Annotated in this window: 17 protein-coding genes; 8 read left to right on the top strand and 9 right to left on the bottom strand. The window is 72.7% G+C overall.

The genetic code is table 11. From position 1 onward, the window contains the following. Window positions 1–99 precede the first annotated feature (99 nt). Window positions 100–333, top strand: a complete 234-nt coding sequence (locus ACTWPP_RS03185) for a hypothetical protein (protein ID WP_443102520.1) — start codon at window positions 100–102, stop codon at window positions 331–333. Window positions 334–586: 253 nt separating this feature from the next. Beyond that, the gene (locus ACTWPP_RS03180; RefSeq protein WP_443102519.1) at window positions 587–712 is read left to right on the top strand and encodes a hypothetical protein; all 126 of its coding nucleotides are present in this window, start codon (window positions 587–589) and stop codon (window positions 710–712) included. A gap of 301 nt (window positions 713–1,013) precedes the next feature. On the opposite strand, the gene ACTWPP_RS03175 is transcribed toward ACTWPP_RS03180, so the two are convergent. After that, entirely contained in the window at window positions 1,014–2,072 is a 1,059-nt protein-coding gene (locus tag ACTWPP_RS03175) for a LacI family DNA-binding transcriptional regulator (RefSeq protein ID WP_443102518.1), read from the bottom strand. Window positions 2,073–2,375: 303 nt separating this feature from the next. After that, window positions 2,376–2,576 carry a hypothetical protein gene (locus ACTWPP_RS03170; protein WP_443102517.1) on the bottom strand — a complete coding sequence of 67 codons (201 nt, stop codon included), beginning with the start codon at window positions 2,574–2,576 and terminating at the stop codon, window positions 2,376–2,378. A 44-nt stretch (window positions 2,577–2,620) separates the two neighbouring features. Here ACTWPP_RS03170 and ACTWPP_RS03165 point away from each other — a divergent pair, with 44 nt between their 5' ends. The 3 genes from ACTWPP_RS03165 to ACTWPP_RS03155 are packed head-to-tail and all read left to right on the top strand — an operon-like array spanning window position 2,621 to window position 5,693. Then, a complete protein-coding gene (locus tag ACTWPP_RS03165) occupies window positions 2,621–3,772 on the top strand; it encodes a Gfo/Idh/MocA family protein (RefSeq protein WP_443102516.1) in 1,152 nt (383 codons plus the stop codon). After that, window positions 3,769–4,893, top strand: coding sequence for a dihydrodipicolinate synthase family protein (locus ACTWPP_RS03160; RefSeq protein ID WP_443102515.1), 1,125 nt, complete (start codon window positions 3,769–3,771; stop codon window positions 4,891–4,893). Before ACTWPP_RS03165 ends, ACTWPP_RS03160 begins: the two co-directional genes overlap by 4 nt. After that, on the top strand, window positions 4,893–5,693 hold the full coding sequence (locus ACTWPP_RS03155; protein WP_443102514.1) for a sugar phosphate isomerase/epimerase family protein: 801 nt from the start codon (window positions 4,893–4,895) through the stop codon (window positions 5,691–5,693). The genes ACTWPP_RS03160 and ACTWPP_RS03155 overlap by 1 nt, the downstream gene beginning before the upstream one ends. 111 nt (window positions 5,694–5,804) lie before the next feature. On the opposite strand, the gene ACTWPP_RS03150 is transcribed toward ACTWPP_RS03155, so the two are convergent. Beyond that, the gene (locus ACTWPP_RS03150) at window positions 5,805–6,767 is read right to left on the bottom strand and encodes a hypothetical protein (protein WP_443102513.1); all 963 of its coding nucleotides are present in this window, start codon (window positions 6,765–6,767) and stop codon (window positions 5,805–5,807) included. Window positions 6,768–6,925: 158 nt separating this feature from the next. Between ACTWPP_RS03150 and ACTWPP_RS03145 the strand changes: the two genes are divergently transcribed. Then, a complete protein-coding gene (locus tag ACTWPP_RS03145; RefSeq protein ID WP_443102512.1) occupies window positions 6,926–8,386 on the top strand; it encodes a hypothetical protein in 1,461 nt (486 codons plus the stop codon). Here the strand turns inward: ACTWPP_RS03145 and galT are convergent. Genes galT through ACTWPP_RS03125 form a run of 4 tightly spaced genes read right to left on the bottom strand, consistent with a single transcriptional unit; the run spans window position 8,361 to window position 12,774 of the window. Next, entirely contained in the window at window positions 8,361–9,425 is a 1,065-nt protein-coding gene (galT, locus tag ACTWPP_RS03140) for a galactose-1-phosphate uridylyltransferase (RefSeq protein WP_443102511.1), read from the bottom strand. The two genes, ACTWPP_RS03145 and galT, sit on opposite strands and share 26 nt — an antisense overlap. Window positions 9,426–9,437: 12 nt before the next feature. After that, window positions 9,438–10,070: a GTP-binding protein gene (locus ACTWPP_RS03135; RefSeq protein WP_443102510.1), complete on the bottom strand. Its 633-nt coding sequence runs from the start codon at window positions 10,068–10,070 to the stop codon at window positions 9,438–9,440. Continuing rightward, window positions 10,051–10,431: a DUF742 domain-containing protein gene (locus ACTWPP_RS03130; protein WP_443102509.1), complete on the bottom strand. Its 381-nt coding sequence runs from the start codon at window positions 10,429–10,431 to the stop codon at window positions 10,051–10,053. Before ACTWPP_RS03130 ends, ACTWPP_RS03135 begins: the two co-directional genes overlap by 20 nt. A gap of 6 nt (window positions 10,432–10,437) precedes the next feature. Further along, window positions 10,438–12,774: a sensor histidine kinase gene (locus ACTWPP_RS03125; RefSeq protein ID WP_443102508.1), complete on the bottom strand. Its 2,337-nt coding sequence runs from the start codon at window positions 12,772–12,774 to the stop codon at window positions 10,438–10,440. Window positions 12,775–12,979: 205 nt separating this feature from the next. Here ACTWPP_RS03125 and ACTWPP_RS03120 point away from each other — a divergent pair, with 205 nt between their 5' ends. Together ACTWPP_RS03120 and ACTWPP_RS03115 are read left to right on the top strand one after the other, a co-directional pair. Continuing rightward, the gene (locus ACTWPP_RS03120; RefSeq protein ID WP_443102507.1) at window positions 12,980–14,206 is read left to right on the top strand and encodes an ABC transporter substrate-binding protein; all 1,227 of its coding nucleotides are present in this window, start codon (window positions 12,980–12,982) and stop codon (window positions 14,204–14,206) included. A 53-nt stretch (window positions 14,207–14,259) separates the two neighbouring features. Beyond that, entirely contained in the window at window positions 14,260–15,150 is an 891-nt protein-coding gene (locus ACTWPP_RS03115) for an LLM class flavin-dependent oxidoreductase (protein ID WP_443102506.1), read from the top strand. Window positions 15,151–15,171: 21 nt separating this feature from the next. Here ACTWPP_RS03115 and ACTWPP_RS03110 read toward each other — a convergent pair whose 3' ends face one another. Both ACTWPP_RS03110 and ACTWPP_RS03105 read right to left on the bottom strand, forming a co-directional pair. Further along, window positions 15,172–15,423 carry a hypothetical protein gene (locus ACTWPP_RS03110; protein WP_443102505.1) on the bottom strand — a complete coding sequence of 84 codons (252 nt, stop codon included), beginning with the start codon at window positions 15,421–15,423 and terminating at the stop codon, window positions 15,172–15,174. Between the two features lie 31 nt (window positions 15,424–15,454). Next, window positions 15,455–17,011, bottom strand: a complete 1,557-nt coding sequence (locus ACTWPP_RS03105; protein ID WP_443102504.1) for a serine/threonine-protein kinase — start codon at window positions 17,009–17,011, stop codon at window positions 15,455–15,457. Between the last annotated feature and the right edge of the window lie 13 nt (window positions 17,012–17,024).

The following is a 17,024-nucleotide window of genomic DNA, read 5'->3' as shown; positions in this document are numbered from 1 at the left end:
AGCGCACCGTCCGGGGCGAAATGCTGAGCGAGGTCCGGACATGTGCCCTGCGTCCGATCATTTTCGCCGCCCCTGGGGCGTGCGACGAAAGGAGAGGGCTTGTCATCCCCTTTGGAGGACTCCCATCCGCCCGGTGACAGGCGGCGCCGATTCGAGGAGATCTACACCGCCAACCGAGCGCGGATACTCGGGTACGCGCTGCGCCGCACCGCCGACCCGCAAGACGCGGCCGCCCGCCGCCACTTCCATTGCGCGTTCCATGCCGCCGACCATCCCATTGCGGAGCGGCGCGGATCGATTACCTCGGACGTCATGCGCTTCCGTAGGGGGTGAGGGCGTCGCGTGCGGCCATTAGCGCGAAGCCCAGGAGGTTTTGGCCTCGCCCGGTGGTCACGTCTTCGGCGCGGGGTTCTGGGGGCGGATCAGCTCGGCTACGTCCGTGGCAGAGAGAGTGCCGGGGAACAGAGGCGGGGGCGACCCCGGTTTCGGTGGCCCGTGCGGCTTGCGGTCTAGACCATTTTGCGGAAGCGGGCAGGTCATCGGGAACATTTGCTCTTTCGGCCCGAAAAGGAGGACGGCAGCAACGATGAGCAACCCTCTGGCGAACCCTCGTCGCACCAAGATCGTCGCGTGGCCCGAGCGGCCGGCGGATTCGGACTCCGAGCGTCCCGTGGAGGCCGAGGCGAAAGAGGATGACCTCGCCGCGCGTTGAGCGGCCACGCTCGACAGATAGATGAGGACCCGTCCGGGATCTCCGGGCGGGTTCTTCTTTGGAGGACGCCCACCGCAAGGCCGCGGACGGTCTGGCGCGTCGTCACCGGCACGGAGGCGTACGGCTTCGACGACGGCGGCGTCCAGTGGCTCGCCGTGCAGGCCGATCTTGACTTTGAACGCGCGACGGCGCAGGTCATGGCCCTTAGAACGTCTCGACCCGCTCGCTGTTCATGCGCGCCTCCCCGGAGGCGGCGCGCCCGGCGGCGTCCTGGACGGGGGACGGCGGGCGCGCCGCGGGGTCATCGGGGTGGGGCCGTGCTGGCGCGCGGCACGACTTCGCCGGCGATGTGTTCGATGCGGCTGCGGCGGGTGGCGGGTTCGCGGAGGGCGAGACCCATCACCCGCTCGCCCATCGCGCGGAGCGGGAGCGCGACGGTGGTGAGGGACGGGGTCAGGTCGCGGACGATCGGGATGTCGTCGAAGCCGGCGAGGGAGATGTCGCCGGGCACGGACACGCCGTTGTCGCGGAACGCGGCGAGCGCGCCGATCGCCATCACGTCGGTGACCGCGAACACGCAGGTCGGACGGGTTCTGGTACGGAGCAGTTCGGTCGCGGCCGCATAGCCCCCGTCGCGGGTGAAGGCGGCCTCGACGATGTGCTCGGCGGGGACGCCGACGCCCGCGTCGGCGAGGGCGCCGGTGAAGCCCGCGAGCCGGTCGGAGACGGTGGTGAGGGCGCGCGGGCCGGTCAGCACGCCGAAGTCGCGGTGGCCGAGGTCGAGCAGGGCGCGGGCGAGGTCGGCGGCGCCCTCCCGGTTCTGCGGCAGGACGGCGTCGACCTTGAGGCTGCGGTGCCGGCTGAGGACGGCGACGCGGCCGCCGGTGCGCTGGTACGGGTCGAGTTCGGCGGCCATCGAGCGCTCCCAGTCCCGGTTCTCGAAGCCGGAGCCGATGAGCAGGATCGCGCGGGCCCGCTGGGCGCGCAGCATCGCCACGTACTCGATCTCGCGGGCCGGGTCGCGGAACGTGCTGGCGAGCATCACGAGCATGCCGTGCTCGGCGGCGGTGTGCATCACGCCGCGCGCGACGGCGGCGAAGTAGGGGTCGCTGACGTCGTGGCAGATCACGCCGACGGACGTGCTGGACGCGCTGGCCAGCGCCTGCGCGTGCGCGTTGGGAGTGTAGCTGAGCCGGCCCGCGGCCGTGAGCACCCGCTCACGCAGGTCGGCCCGGACCTGCGAGGTTCCGTTGAGCACGCGGGACGCGGTGGCGAGCGAGACACCGGCCTCCCCCGCGACGTCCTGCAACGTCACGTAGGCCCGGCCGGCGGCCCGCTGTTCCTCCGCCGCTTCCGTCATCACCGCCCCCTCGACGCCGTCCCGCGCGGCGGGTCCTGCGGAGAGACCCTCTTGACCGCGCGTGCGACGCTCCTTACGGTACATCAGAAAGCGCTTTCTGAACCGCTTTCCCGACACCGGCTCCGGAGGAGACCATGGCGAGTCAGGGCACGACGACCGCGATGCCGGCGGCGGACGCGCCGGGAGCGGCCGGACGCGGACGGCCGGGCGCGGGCGAGCGGTTCCGCGACGGCCTCGAACGATCGTGGCGGCCCGTCGCGCCGCCGCCGGCCCGCCTCGCGGCACGGTGGTCGGTAAGCGCTTTCAGGCCGAGGCCGGCACGACCGTCCTGCCGGTCGCGCACTCGATCACCGGGGCCGCGCACCCGGCGAACCGGGTCGGGGTGACGACCGGCGGGCCCGGCACGATCGCCGAGGCGAACGATGTCGACCCGCCGGCGGAGCGCGACCACGCCGCGACCACGGCCCGCCCGGGGTCGGCCGCGTCACGAGCCGCGTCCGGCACTGCGGGCCGACCGCGAGGTACACGACAGGCTGGGAAGGAACGGGATGGCACGCAGGTCCATTGGGATCATCATGAACGGCGTCACCGGCCGGATGGGCTATCGCCAGCATCTCCTCCGCTCGATCCTCGCGATCAGGGAGCAGGGCGGGGTGCGCACGGCCGGCGGCACCGTGCTGTGGCCCGAGCCCGTGCTCGTCGGGCGGAGCGAGGCCAAGCTGCGCGACCTCGCCGAACGGCACGGCCTCACCGCCTGGACGACCGACCTGGCCGAGGCGCTGGCGCATCCGGAGACCGAGATCTACTTCGACGCGCAGGTCACCGGCGCGCGGGCCGCCGCGATCCGCGCGGCGGTCGCGGCGGGCAAGCACGTCTACACCGAGAAGCCGCTGGCCGAGGACCTGGAAGGCGCGCTCGACCTGGCGCGGCTGGCGGAGGAGGCGGGCGTGAAGCACGGCGTCGTCCAGGACAAGCTGTTCCTGCCGGGGCTGCTCAAACTGAAACGCCTGGTGGACGGCGGCTTCTTCGGGCGGATCCTGTCGGTGCGCGGCGAGTTCGGATACTGGGTGTTCGAGGGCGGCTGGCAGGAGGCGCAGCGTCCGAGCTGGAACTACCGGGCGGAGGACGGCGGCGGCATCATCCTCGACATGTTCTGCCACTGGCGGTACGTGCTGGACGGTGTGGTCGCGCCGGTGCGGTCCGTCCAGGCGCTCGGGGCGACGCACATCCCCGGGCGTGTGGACGAGGACGGCAAGCCGTACGAGGCCACCGCCGACGACGCCGCCTACGGGATCTTCGAGCTGGACGGCGGGATCGTCGCGCAGATCAACTCGTCGTGGGCGACCCGGGTGTTCCGCGACGAGCTGGTGGAGTTCCAGGTGGACGGGACGGAGGGGTCCGCGGTCGCCGGGTTGCGGCGTTGCCGCGTCCAGCACCGGTCGATGACGCCGAAACCGGTGTGGAACCCCGATCTGCCCGCCACCGAGGATTTCCGGTCGCAGTGGCAGGAGGTTCCCGACAACGGCGAGTTCGACAACGGTTTCAAGGCGCAGTGGGAGATGTTCCTGCGGCATGTGGCCGACGACGAAGCGTTCCCGTGGGACTTCTACGCGGGGGCGCGCGGCGTGCAGCTCGCCGAGCTGGGGCTGCGGGCGTGGCGTGAGGGCCGCCGCCTGGAGGTTCCGGAGCTGCCGCGATGAAGATCGAACTCCCGGGCCTGGCCGCCCCTCACACGATGGGCGAGCCGCGCACCTACCCGCCTCCGCCGGGGCCGAGCACGTCGCGGGTGGCCTACGCCGCCGCGCACGTCGTGCCGGATCCGTCCGGTGACTCGCTCGACTGGGACGCCACGCTGGCGTTCCGCCGCCATCTCTGGTCGTACGGGCTGGGCGTCGCGGAGGCGATGGACACGGCGCAGCGCGGCATGGGCCTGGACTGGACGACGACCCGGGAGCTCATCCTCCGGGCCGGCAGGGAAGCGCTGTCAGGCGGCGCCCGGATCGTCTGCGGCGCCGGTACCGACCAGCTGCCCCCGGGACCGGCCTCGCCGGCGGAGATCGTCGCCGCCTACGAGGAGCAACTCACGGTGATCGAGTCGGTCGACGCCGTCCCCGTCCTGATGGCGAGCCGCCACCTGGCCGCCGCCGCGCACGGCCCGGACGACTACGCCTCCGTCTACGGGCGTCTGCTGTCCCAGGTCAGGCGGCCGGCCGTGCTGCACTGGCTGGGGCCGATGTTCGACCCGGCCCTCGACGGCTACTGGGGCTCACCCGGCCTGGACGCCGCCGCCGACGCGCTCCTCGCTCTGATCGCCGGCCACGCGTCCCGGATCGACGGCGTCAAGATCTCACTGCTGGACGGCGAGCGGGAGATCGCGTTCCGCCGGCGGCTGCCGTCCGGCGTCCGGCTCTACACGGGCGACGACTTCAACTATCCGGAACTGATCAGAGGAGACGCCGAAGGGCACAGCGACGCGCTGCTCGGCGTTTTCGACCCCATCGCGCCCGCCGCCGCAGCCGCGCTGCAAGCGCTCGACGGCAACGACACCGCGTCCTACGAAGAGATATTCGCGCCGACGGTGCCGCTCGCTCGGCATCTGTTCGAGGCCCCGACCTTCAACTACAAGACCGGTGTGGTCTTCCTTGCCTGGCTGACCGGCCATCAGCGGCACTTCCGCATGGTCGGCGGGCTGGAGAACGCACGTTCCGTCCCGCACATGGTCCGCCTCTTCCAGCTCGCCGACGCCGCCGGGCTCTACCCGGACCCCGACCTCGCCGCGACCCGGATGCGCGCTTGGCTGACCGTCCAAGGAGCCGCCTGATGAGGCTCAGCCTCAACCAGTGGACGACCCGCCACTGGCCCATGCCCGACCTTGCCGCCGGCTGCGCGGCGGCCGGAGTCACGGGTGTCGGCCTGTGGCGGGAACCCGTCGCCGAGTACGGTCTGGCCCGCACGGCCAAGCTCGTCCAGGACCACGGTTTGACGGTCACGTCCCTGTGCCGGGGCGGCTTCTTCCAGGAGCGGGACGCACTGGACGACAACCGCCGGGCCATCGAGGAGGCCGCCGCACTGGGCGCGCCCACCCTGTGCCTGGTCAGCGGCGGGCTGCCGGACGGGTCACGCGACCTTGACGGCGCCCGCTCCCGCGTCGCCGACATCATCGCCGAACTCGCGCCGTACGCCGGCGAGCACGGCGTCCGGCTCGCGATCGAGCCGCTGCACCCGATGTACTGCTCCGACCGGTGTGTGGTCTCGACCCTGCGTCAGGCGCTGGACATCGCCGCACCCCACCCGCCCGCCCAGGTCGGGGTCATCATCGACACCTATCACCTGTGGTGGGACCCGGACGCCTGGGACGGCATCGCCCGCGCGGGCGCGGAGGGCCGCCTCGCCCTGTTCCAGGTCGCCGACTGGGTGACCCCGCTCCCCGAGGGCGTTCTCACGGGCCGCGGCATGCTCGGCGACGGCTGCGTCGACCTGCGCCGCTTCCGCGAGGCCGTCGACGCCACCGGCTACACCGGCCCGATCGAAGTAGAGATCTTCAACGACGGCCTGTGGGCCATGCCCGGCCCGGCCGCCCTCGACCTCACCTTGTCACGCTACGCCCGGCACGTCCTGTGACCCCCACCCGCGGCACCCCGCGGCCCACGACCGCACAACGACGCGAACGTCCGTCGTGACCGGTCGCCCGTCGCGCTACCCGGCTCGGGGCTTCTGGGTTGAGGACGCCGTCTATGTCCAGGTAGAGGAGGGGTTCGGCTTTGCGGGTGCCTGGGCGGGGGACGTTGCCCGGCCACATAGGCGGGTTTGGTAGAGGCCCTCGTCGGTGGCTGTCAGGAGGGTGCCGTCCGGGGTCAGGGCCAGGTCGTTGACGGGGGCCGGGATCTTGACGCGGTGGGACGGCTCCGAGGTCGAGGGGTCCCAGGCCAGGACGGTTCCGGGGTCGTCCTCCACGGCGGCGGCTACGAGGAGGCGGCCGTCGGCCAGGGTCGCCGCGACCTGGTCGCAGGGGGCCGGTGCCGTCAGGTCGGCGACCGGGTCGCCGTCGAGGCCGCGGACGCGCAGGACGGAGGGGGTCGGCTGGACGAGGACCAGGCCGTCCGGGGACGGGGCCAGTACCGCGCGGGCCGGGAGGCTGGTGATCTCGTCGCCGCGCTCCACGTCCAGGAGGGTGACGGCGGAGTCGCCGGGCAGGCCGATGAGGGGGCCGGTGACGGGTGTCGCGTGCAGGATCCAGCGGTCTATCGCGGTCTGGTGGCCGAGCCAGAGGGGGAACTCGGTCAGGCGGTCGCCGGTGAGGGCGTCCCAGACGATGACCTCGGCGTCGTTCGCCGGGCCGAAGACGGCGACGACGGCTCCGCGGCCGGTGTGGACGGCGAGGCCCAGGAGTTCGGGCTGGCCGTCCAGGGACAGCTCGTGGCCCGTCCCCAGGTCGTGGACGTGGACGCGGTCGCGGTGCGTCCAGGTGACGACCGGGGATCCGGCGGGGGCGCCGAAGGCCCATTCGGCGCGTTCGGCGGGGAAGTCGGGGATCGGCGGGCCGAGCGCGAGACCCGTCGTCGGGTCCCATGCCCGCCCGGCGTTCGCGCCGGGGCCCGCCTGGGAGGCGAAGGCCAGCGGCGGTCCCTCGGCGGTGGCGGCGACGCTGTCGAACGACCCGTGCGCCAGCAGGTCCGCCAGCACGCTTTCCGGCATGCGAGGGAGAGTAAGGCACCCGGCGGAGATCGTTCCACGGAGTCACGGAAACTCGGTCGAGGTGTGACAGATCTCCGCGCCCGGGTGCTGATATGACCCCATCGGCGGGGCGTCCGGTACGTCGAGGGACGGGTGGGTTTGGACTAGGTTCCTTGATCGTGGAGCCGATCGATCTGACACCCGTGGAGCGGCGGGTCTGGCGGGCGTTCCCCACCGGGACGCCGGTCGACCTCCGGGACGGCACGGACGACGACCCCGAACGCGGGGACGCGTGGGGTTCCGGCCGGACGGTGCGGGCCTGGGTGCTGCGCAAGCTGCTGCTGAGCCCGCCGGTGGACGGGGAGGTCGCGGCGCTGCGCATGGTGGGGGCGCGCATCTCCGGGGCGCTGAACCTGCAGTACGCGACGGTCGAGCATCCGGTCTTGCTGAGGGCGTGTCATTTCGAGGAGACGCCCGTGCTGTACGGGGCGCGCGCCCGGCAGGTGAACCTGAGCGAGTCCTACCTGCCGGGGCTCGACGCGGCGACGTTGCGCATGGACGGGGTATTGCGCATCACCGACTGCCGTGTCCTGGGGCAGGTGCGGCTCGGCGGGGCGCGGTTGTCCGGCGTCCTCTTCATGGAGCGGGCGCGCTTGGGGAGGGAGGACGGGCAGGATGAGGAGGTCCTGCACCTCAACCATTCCGTTCTTGAGGACGACATCTGGGGTCCCGGGCTGGTGGCGTGCGGGCAGGTCCGGATGAACGGGGCGTCGGTGGCCGGCATCGTGAACCTGGTGGGCGCCGTCCTGCGCAGCCCGGGAGGGCGGGTCTTCGACGGCGAGAACCTCACCGTCGGTTCGGACGTGAATGCGACGCGGGCCCGGTTCGAAGGTGAGGTCAGCGTGCGCGGTGCGACGATCCCGGGGCTGCTCGTCCTCACAGAGGCGCGGCTGTCCGCGCCGGACGGGTGCGCGTTGCGCGCGACGAGTTCCTCGATCGGGGAGGTGTGGCTGCGGGAGGCGAGAGTTGACGGTGAGGTGAACATGCTCCGCGGCCGCTTCGGCCTCCTGCACGTCCCGCCCGGCGCGCTCGGCGGCGCGGTGTGGCTGGACGGCCTGACCTATGGTTCGCTCACTCCGCGGCTCCCCGCGAAGGTCAGGATCGCGATGCTGGAGCGGGACGCGGAAGGCTACGTCCCGCACGCGTACGAGCAGCTCGCCGCCGCGTACCGGCACGCCGGGGACGACCGGGCGGCGCGGAACGTGCAGCTCGCCAAGCAGCGCCGGCACCGTTCGACGCGCCCGTGGTACGCACGGCTGTGGGGCTACCTGCAGGACGTGACGGTCGGGTTCGGTTTCCGGCCGGTGTGGGCGGCGGGATGGCTGGCCGGGCTGCTCGCCGTCGGCACGACGGTGTTCGGGATACGCCATCCGGAGCCGCTGAAGGCGGATGAGCATCCCCCGTTCAACGCGCTGTTCTACACGCTCGACCTGCTGCTGCCCATCATCGACTTCGGGCAGGAGAAGGCGTTCAAGCCGGCCGGCGGGCACCAGTGGCTCGCCTACGCGCTGATCATCACCGGGTGGGTGCTCGCGACGACGATCGCCGCCGGGATCACCCGGACGCTGCGCCGCCAGTGACGCCGCGGAGGCGGGCGGCCATCTCCTCCGGCCGGACGTCGTTGATCCAGGCCGCCATGCCCGACTCCGAGCCCGCCAAGTATTTGATCTTGCCGGGGGCGCGGCGGACGGAGAACAGCTCCAGGTGCAGGCGGATGAGGTCGCGGCCCTCGCCGGCGGGTGCCTGGTGCCAGCCGGCGACGTACGGGAGCGGGTCGTCGTAGAGGGCGTCGCAGCGGCGCAGCAGGTCGCGGTAGAGGACGGCCAGTTCGTCGCGTTCGGCGGAGTCCAGGGCGGCGAGGTCGGGGACGTGCCGGTGCGGCATGAGGTGCACCTCGACGGGCCAGCGGGCGGCGGCGGGGACGTAGGCCGTCCAGTGCTCCCCGGACAGGACGACGCGGCCGCCCGCCGCCTCCGCCTTCAGCACGTCGCCGAACAGGTCGCGGTGGGAGGCGGCCTGAGCGAGCATGCGTTCGGTGCGGGGCGTGACGAACGGGTACGCGTAGATCTGCCCGTGCGGGTGGTGCAGGGTCACGCCGATCTCGACGCCGCGGTTCTCGAACACGAAGACCTGCCGGACGCCGGGGAGCGCGGACAGTTCGGCGGTGCGGTCCGCCCACGCGTCGACGACGGTGCGGACGCGGGAGACCGGCAGCACCGGCATCGACGCGACGTGGTCGTCGGTGAAGCACACGACCTCGCAGCGTCCGTCACCGCGGGCACGTTCGACACCGTCGATCGTGGGCGGGACGGGCGGCGTGCGGGCGTCGAAGGACGGGAAGCGGTTCTCGAACGCCACGACGTCGTAGGACGCGTCGGGGATCTCCGAGGCGGGGCCGCCGGGGCACAGCGGGCACTGGTCGGCGGGCGGCAGGAACGTCCGGGTGTTGCGGTGCGCGGTGACGGTGACGTGGTCGCCGGTCAGCGGGTCGCGGCGGACCTCGCAGACCGGTTCGACCGGCGGCAGCCCGCGCGGGTCGGGGACGGGTGTCCGGCCCGGCTCCTCGTCGTAGTAGACGATCTCGCGGCCGTCCGACAGCCGCGCACGTGTCCTGTGCATCTCCGCAGAAGCCTACAGCGCCGACGCGTTCTCCCGGTTCTGCCGCTCGTGCACGGCCAGGAGGTGCTTCACCAGGGTGGTCAGGACCTCCTTGCCGGACGCGCGTTCGCGGACGTCGCAGAGGACGACCGGCGCGCCGCGGCCGACGTCGAGCGCCTCCCGGATCTCCCCGGCCGTGTAGTCGTAGCCGTCGTCGAAGCAGTTGACGCCGATGACGAACGGCAGGCCGCGGTTCTCGAAGTAGTCGACGGCGGGGAAGCAGTCGGCGAGGCGTCGCGTGTCGGCGAGGACGACGGCGCCGAGCGCGCCGAACGACAGCTCGTCCCACATGAACCAGAAGCGGTCCTGGCCGGGCGTGCCGAACAGGTACAGGACGAGCCCGTCGCGGATCGTGATGCGGCCGAAGTCCATCGCGACGGTGGTGGTGGTCTTCCGCTCGACGCCCGCGGTGTCGTCGACGCCGACGCCCCGGTCGGTGAGCAGTTCCTCGGTCTGCAGGGGCCGGATCTCGCTGACGGCGCCGACCAGCGTCGTCTTGCCGACCCCGAATCCTCCGGCGACGAGGATCTTCACCGCGATCGGTGGCGCCGGGACCGGTTCCGCGTCCTCGGCGGGCCCCGCTTCTTCAGAGGGCTTGGAGACCATCGAGCACTTCCCTCAGCAGATGTTCCTTGGAGAGCGTGCCGCTCTCCGGTTGGGGACGGGTGGCGGTGATGAGCCGGTGGTGCAGCAGGTCGCCGAGCAGCACGCGGACGACGACCAGCGGGAGCCGCAGCCGCGCGGCGATCTCGGCCACCGGCTGCGGCCGCAGGCACATCTCCAGGATGTCGAGGTGCTCGGGGCCGATGCCGGGCGAGCCCGACCGGGGCCGCGCCACGGTCGACACCATGGTGATCATGTCGAACGGCTCGCCGGTCGCGGGCCTGGCCCGGCCGCGGGTCAGCGCGTACGAGCGGACGATCGGCCCGGCCTCGTCATCGAGCCACTGGCTGCCAGGACCCGTCATGGCCCGTCACGTGTCCTCGTCGTTGTCGAGGGCCTCGGCGCGGCCGCGCCGCACGCCCTGCTGGATGGACGACATCATCGACCGCAGTTCTTCGGGTGTCCGGTTGGCGCGCGGCTCGGCCGGGGGCGGCGCCGCGGGGGGCGCGTCGCGCAGCTGGGACGCCATGTTCTCCTGCCGGACGCGCTTGGGCAGCGTCGGCCGCCCGGCCAGACCGGACGCACCGGCGGAGCGCCGCCGGACCTCCCGGGGGGAGCGCGGGAGCCGCGACTCAGAGGCGGGCGGCGCGGACGGGGCGGCCTGGAGGGCGTGCCGCCCGCTGACGACCGTGCCGGCGGGGACGAGCGCGTCCTCGGTACGGCGGGTGGCGAGCGCCGGCGTGGCGAGCCCCGAGTCGATGTCGTCCGGGGCGACGAGGTCTTCGGGCAGCAGTACGATCGCGGTCATCCCGCCGTACGGGGACGTCCGCAGCGTGACCTTGATGCCGTGCCGGCGGGCGAGCCGCGCGACGACGAACAGCCCGAGCTGCGTGCTGTCGGACAGGTCGAACTCGGCGGCGGTGGCGAGCCGCTCGTTGGCGGCGGCGAGGTTCAGCTCGTCCATGCTGAGGCCGCGGTCCTCGATCTCCAGGGTGAAGCCGTGCGAGACGGACTGCCCGTGCACCTGGACGGTGGTGTGCGGCGGCGAGAACGCGGTGGCGTTCTCGATCAGCTCGGCGAGCAGGTGGATGACGTCGGCGACGGCGGGCCCGACGATCGCGGCGCGCGCCATCGGCGTGACGTTGACCCGGGTGTAGTCCTCGACCTCGGACGCGGCGGCGCGGGCGATGTCCACGATCGCGACCGGGCTGCGCCAGCCGCGTCCCGGCGCCTGCCCGGACAGGATGATCAGGCCCTCGGCGTGCCGGCGCATGCGGGTGGCGAGGTGGTCGACGCGGAACAGGTCTTCGAGGTCGTCGGGCGTCTCGATGCGGCGTTCCATCGAGTCGAGCAGCTTGAGCTGGCGGTGCAGGAGCGTCTGGCTGCGCCGGGCGAGGTTGACGAACACGTCGCTGACGTTGCGGCGGAGCACGGCCTCCTCGACCGCGCCCTGGATCGCGGTCCGCCTGGCGGCGTTGAACGCGTCGCCGACCTGGGCGATCTCACGGGTGCCGAACGAGAGCGGCGGCGCCTCGGCGGCCACGTCGACCTCCTCACCGCGGCGGAGCCGCCGGATCACGCCGGGCAGCCGGACGTCGGCCAGGTCGATCGCCTCGCGCCGCAGCCGCGCCAGCTCCCGGATGACGGAGCGGGCGACCCACACCGCGATGACGAGCGAGGCGGCGACGGCGAGGAGCCCGAGAACTCCGGCGACGACGACGCGGGTGATGATGCCGTCGGCGATCGGCTCGGCGCGTTTCTCGGCGCCGGCCGCGACCGCCAGTTCCAGGCCGCGCAGCCGGGTGAGGTTGGAGTCGGCGGTCGTCTTCCACAGCACGCCGGAGCCGGCCGCGGACTTGACGAGCCGGGCGGACTCGACGAAGCGGTCCTCCAGGGCCCGGAACTTGCCGTACTCCGGCATCCCGACGATGCGCTGGTAGTAGGCCTGGTCGGCGGCGCGCAGCTCCGACGCCGCGAACTCGTAGAGGGCGCGCTGCGTCCCGACGAGCTGGACGAACCGGGCGTGCTCGTCGGGGGTCATCCGTCCGGCGGCGAGGGCGCCGGCGAGGAGCGCGTCCTCCTGCGCGAGGGCCTCGCGGGCGCGGGCCAGCGCCGCCTCGTTGCGGGCGTCCTTGGCGACCTGCGAGTTGTCCAGCGTGGCGAGCGAGCCCTGCAGCGATCCGACGTCGGTGAGCAGGGCGGTGTAGTCGGCGAACGCGCGGCCCCGGCCGGTCTTGCCCGTGTCGATGGCGCGGCGCCGCCCGTCCAGGCCGTCCAGCTCGGTGAGGATCCGGTCGGCGAGCCTGCGGGCGTCGGCGGGCGCGGCGGCGCGGGCGCCCTCGTCCTTCGCCAGTCGGCGGAACAGGTCGGCCTGCCGGTCGGTGACCAGTCGGCCGGACTCCATCGCGGCGCGGTCACCCTCGGCGCCGCCGCCGAGGTAGACCAGGGACAGCCGCCGCTCGGCCTGCAGCGCGCTGCCGAGCGCGCCGGACGGGTACCCGTAGTGGTCCTGGACGGTCTTGACGTGCCGGAGGTTGAGGCCCTCCCCGAGCGCGATGCTCGCGGCGAACGCCCACAGCCCGCCGAGCGAGACCACCGACACGGTGACCATGAGGACGACCTTGAAGCGGATGGAGCGCAACCGCGCGGCCCTGGGAGCCCGCAGGTCACCGGCGGCCGGGTCCACGGGGCGGCCTCGTTTTGGCACTGCGACTGAACCTTCACTCGTATGGACGACGGGGGCGGCGGAACGGGGAGGAGGGGACGGGAAACGGGGATCTGCGCGAAACCGGAGGGCCCGCACGGGACGGAGGAGAGCCTAGAACCGAGCGCGGCCGTGTGTCGAGAGTTTCCGTATCATCACGGTTTGTACGCACGGACGGTCCGAAATACCTTTATGATGCCTCACCGTGATGGCTCGTATTCCACCCGCGACGAAAAAGCGCTCCCGACGGCCCCGCCCCCGGCGGTCGCGGGCCGCGCTCGCCGTGGGCGCGCTGTCCACGGTCGCCGCGCTGACCACCGCGTGCAGCGACGCCCCCGGGGAACGCGCCGCGCCGCCCGACATCCAAGTGATGCAGCAACTCGGCACCCCCGAAGGCCGGCTCGACCTCGTCGCCTGGACGGGGTACGCCGAGGACGGCTCCAGCGACAAGAACGTCGACTGGGTCACCCCGTTCACGAAGGCCACCGGCTGCAAGGTCCACACGAAGGTGGCCGACACGTCCGACTCGATGGTCGCGCTCATGAAGACCGGGCGGTACGACGGCGTGTCCGCGTCCGGTGACGCGAGCCTGCGCCTCATCTACGGCGGGCTCGTCGCACCGGTGAACACGGGCCTGCTCACCAACTACGGCGACATCGCCCCGTACCTGAAGAACCAGCCGTACAACTCCGTCGGCGGCCAGATGTACGGCGTCCCGCACGGCTACGGCGCGAACATGCTGATGTACCGCACCGACAAGATCCCGCAGCGTCCCACGTCCTGGAGCGTGGTGTGGGAGAAGGACTCCCCGGCCGCCGGGCACGTCGTCGCCTACGACTCCCCCATCTACATCGCCGACGCCGCGCTCTACCTCAAGGCGCACCGCCCCGACCTCGGGATCACCGACGTGTACGAGCTGGACGAGGAACAGTTCGAGGCCGCGGTCGAGCTGCTGAAGCAGCAGCGCCCTATGGTCAACCAGTACTGGGCCAACTACCTGGACGAACTCCAGTCGTTCAAGAGCGGCTACAACTACGCCGGCACCGCATGGCAGGTCACCGCGAACCTCGCGCTCGCCGACAAGACGCCGGTCGCGACGACGATCCCGTCCGAGGGCGCGACCGGATGGTCCGACACCTGGATGATCTCGTCGAAGGCCAAGCATCCCACCTGCATGTACAAGTGGATGAACTGGATCACGACACCGAAGGTGCAGGCCGAGGTCGCGCAGTGGTTCGGTGAGGCGCCCGCCAACCCCGAGGCGTGCAAGTACACCGCGAAGGGCTTCTGCTCGACCTACAACGTGGGCGACCCCGAGTTCTACGAGCGCCTCGCGTTCTGGAAGACCCCGGTGAAGGACTGCGGCGACGACCGCGGCAACGCGTGCGTCGAGTACTCCCGCTGGGCCCAGGCCTGGACGCAGATCAAGGGCTGACCAAGGACGGGCGGGCCGGGAACAACCGACCACGGAGCGGAGTTTCCGGCGGTATGGGCGACTACGGCAGGCCACTCGAATTCGGTTACTTCCTCGTCCCGAACGCCGATGATCCGCTGCTGGAGACGGCGCGCGCCGCCGACCGCGCGGGACTCGACCTGATCGGCGTGCAGGACCACCCCTACCAGCGCCGCTACGTCGACACGTGGACGCTGCTGAGCATGATCGCGGCCGTCACCGAACGGGTACGCGTGTTCCCCGACGTCGCGAGCCTGCCGCTGCGTCCTCCGGCGGTGCTGGCCAAGGCCGCCGCGAGCCTGGACGCGCTGAGCGGCGGCCGCGCCGAACTGGGCCTCGGCGCGGGCGGGTTCTGGGAGGCGATCGAGGCGTACGGCGGCCCGCGCCGCAGCCGCGGGGAGGCGGCCGACGCGCTGGAGGAGGCCGTCACCGTCGTCCGGGAGGTGTGGAGCGGCGAGCGCAACCTGCGCTTCGAGGGCGACCACTACCACCTCAGGGGCGCCAAGGCCGGGCCCGTCCCGGCGCACCCGATGGAGCTGTGGCTCGGCGTCGGCGGCCCGCGCGGCCTCGCGCTGGCGGGACGTTCCGCCGACGGCTGGCTCCCGTCGTCCTCCTGGGCCACCCCCGACCGGCTGCCCGGGCTGCACGCCCGCATCGACGAGGCCGCCTCGTCCGCCGGACGCGACCCGGCGGACGTCCGCAGGCTCTACAACATCAACGGCACGATCACCGACGGCGCGTCGGAGGGCTTCCTGCGCGGACCCGCGTCCCAGTGGGCGGACGAGGTCACCGACCTGGCCGTGGGTTCCGGCATGGACACGTTCATCCTCTGGGCGGAGGGCGACCAGCAGACCCAGATCAGACGTTTCGCCGAGGAGGTCGTACCGGTCGTCCGCGCGCAGGTCGCCCAGGAACGCGGCGTCTGACGCGACGGCGCCGGCCCCGCGTCAGGGCCAGCGGTAGGCGGCGTCCTCGGCGGGGACGTGGTGCGGCAAGTAGCACTTGGTCGTGACGTGCTCGTCCTTGCAGTCGAGGCAGAGGTAGGTCCGGTGGCCGCGCAGGCCGCGGCCCCGCCCGTCGCAGGGCGGGCACACGCACGGCGACCAGCCGACGATGACCCGCCCCGCGGCGAGGCGATGCCCGGCGGGGCACAGGAACGGCACGTGTTCGCGGGTGCTGCCCGCCCGGTTGGCCTGCACGGCACGACACCCTACTCGAACAGGTGATCGATCACGAGGCGGGCTTCATCGCATAGCAGTAGTTCGACTTGCCCTTGAAGTAGTGGCGGGCGCGGGGGTCGTCGTACCGCCACCGACATCCCCCGTCGAGCTGGGCCGACGTCAGCTTCATCGTGTCGCCCTTGCGTTTGACGCAGTACGCGCCGGTGCTCGGCGTCTCCCGGTACTCGACCCACTCCCAGCCGAGGCTCTGGCAGTACGCGGTGAAGCGACCCGGGCCGAGCTCCACCCGGACGGGCTTCGGCCGGGCCGTCGGCGACGTCCCCGGCCGCTTCGGCGACGACGACGGCGCCGACGAGGCGGTCGACGACGGCTGCGGGGAGGCGGTGGGCGACGCGCTCTGGCTCGCCCCCGGAACCCTGCCCTCGCTTCCCGCCTGGGGCGCGGCGGCGGACTTCGTGGCCGCCGCGCCGGTCGAGCTCCGCGGCTCCGCGCGGGCGCCGTCGCCCGGGGAACCGCCGTCCGCGAACCAGGTGACCGCGAACACGGCGGCGACGGCGGCCACCACCGCGACACTCGCACCGGCGAGGACGGCCGCCTTGCGCCGACCTCCCCGCCCGTGCGGCGTGGTCACCGAATCCACCGTGGAGCCCGTGGGCGGCCCCATCGACGGGTCTGTCGGCGGCCCCACCGGCAGGGAGTCGGGCGGGAGCATGGACGCGGGCACGGGCGGCGGCGCGAGCATGGGCGGAAGCGGCGGCGGGGACGCGGAAGCCGCGGGCGGGACGGCCGGGGCGGCCGGGGCGCGGCCCGCACGGCGGACGAGACGGTCGAGGACGTCCTGCGCCGACGGGCGGCGCCCCGGGTCCTTGGCGAAGCAGTCGGCGAGAAGGCCGCGCAGCGGCTCCTCGATGCCGGTGAGGTCCGGCTCCTCGTTCGCGATGCGGTTGAAGACGACCGGGATGGACTCGTTGCCGAACGGCGGGCGCCCGGTCGCGGCGAACACCATCGTGGACGCCCATGCGAAGACGTCCACCGCGGGGCCGAGCTCACCCGGCTGGAGCTGCTCGGGCGCCATGTAGGCGGGCGTCCCCACCGCGCGGCTGACCATCGTCTGCGCGCCGGACAGCGCCCGGGAGATGCCGAAGTCGATGACGCGCGGGCCGTCCTCGCCGATCAGCACGTTGTGCGGCTTGAGGTCGCGGTGCACGACGCCGGCGTCGTGCAGGGCGACGAGGGCCGTGGCGGTCGCGATCGCCAGCCGGTCGAGGGCGCTGCCGGTGCGGGGACCGTCCTCGGCGACGACCCGGTTGAGGGGCGGCCCGTCGATGTACTCGCTGACGATGTAGCGGCGCTCCCCCAGCGTCCCGGAGTCGAGGACCTGCGCGGTGCAGAACCGCGCGACCTGCTTGGCCGCCTCCAGCTCGCGGCCGAACGTGTCGAGCGAGCCGAGGTCGCCGGTCAGCTGCGCGTGGAACAGCTTCACCGCGACCCGGGCGCCGTCGTCGGTGTGCCCGAGGTACACGACCCCCTGCCCACCCTCGCCCAGCCGCGCGGTGAGCCGGTAGGCACCAAGTTGTCGTGGATCGGCGGAATCGAGGGGAGCCACGCCGGCAGTCTAG

Origin of the sequence: Actinomadura sp. 3N407 (assembly GCF_052245875.1) — a bacterium.
In the GTDB taxonomy this organism is placed as follows: Bacteria; Actinomycetota; Actinomycetes; order Streptosporangiales; family Streptosporangiaceae; genus Spirillospora.
This window is presented reverse-complemented; position numbering and strand designations above follow the sequence as displayed.

Excerpts from the sequence above, each read along its gene's own strand:
- ACTWPP_RS03180 (WP_443102519.1), top strand. The coding sequence starts at position 587 with ATGAGCAACCCTCTGGCGAACCCTCGTCGCACCAAGATCGTCGCGTGG.
- ACTWPP_RS03175 (WP_443102518.1), bottom strand. The coding sequence starts at position 2,072 with ATGACGGAAGCGGCGGAGGAACAGCGGGCCGCCGGCCGGGCCTACGTG.
- ACTWPP_RS03165 (WP_443102516.1), top strand. The coding sequence starts at position 2,621 with ATGGCACGCAGGTCCATTGGGATCATCATGAACGGCGTCACCGGCCGG.
- ACTWPP_RS03160 (WP_443102515.1), top strand. The coding sequence starts at position 3,769 with ATGAAGATCGAACTCCCGGGCCTGGCCGCCCCTCACACGATGGGCGAG.
- ACTWPP_RS03155 (WP_443102514.1), top strand. The coding sequence starts at position 4,893 with ATGAGGCTCAGCCTCAACCAGTGGACGACCCGCCACTGGCCCATGCCC.
- ACTWPP_RS03150 (WP_443102513.1), bottom strand. The coding sequence starts at position 6,767 with ATGCCGGAAAGCGTGCTGGCGGACCTGCTGGCGCACGGGTCGTTCGAC.
- galT (WP_443102511.1), bottom strand. The coding sequence starts at position 9,425 with ATGCACAGGACACGTGCGCGGCTGTCGGACGGCCGCGAGATCGTCTAC.
- ACTWPP_RS03135 (WP_443102510.1), bottom strand. The coding sequence starts at position 10,070 with ATGGTCTCCAAGCCCTCTGAAGAAGCGGGGCCCGCCGAGGACGCGGAA.
- ACTWPP_RS03130 (WP_443102509.1), bottom strand. The coding sequence starts at position 10,431 with ATGACGGGTCCTGGCAGCCAGTGGCTCGATGACGAGGCCGGGCCGATC.
- ACTWPP_RS03120 (WP_443102507.1), top strand. The coding sequence starts at position 12,980 with ATGGCTCGTATTCCACCCGCGACGAAAAAGCGCTCCCGACGGCCCCGC.
- ACTWPP_RS03115 (WP_443102506.1), top strand. The coding sequence starts at position 14,260 with ATGGGCGACTACGGCAGGCCACTCGAATTCGGTTACTTCCTCGTCCCG.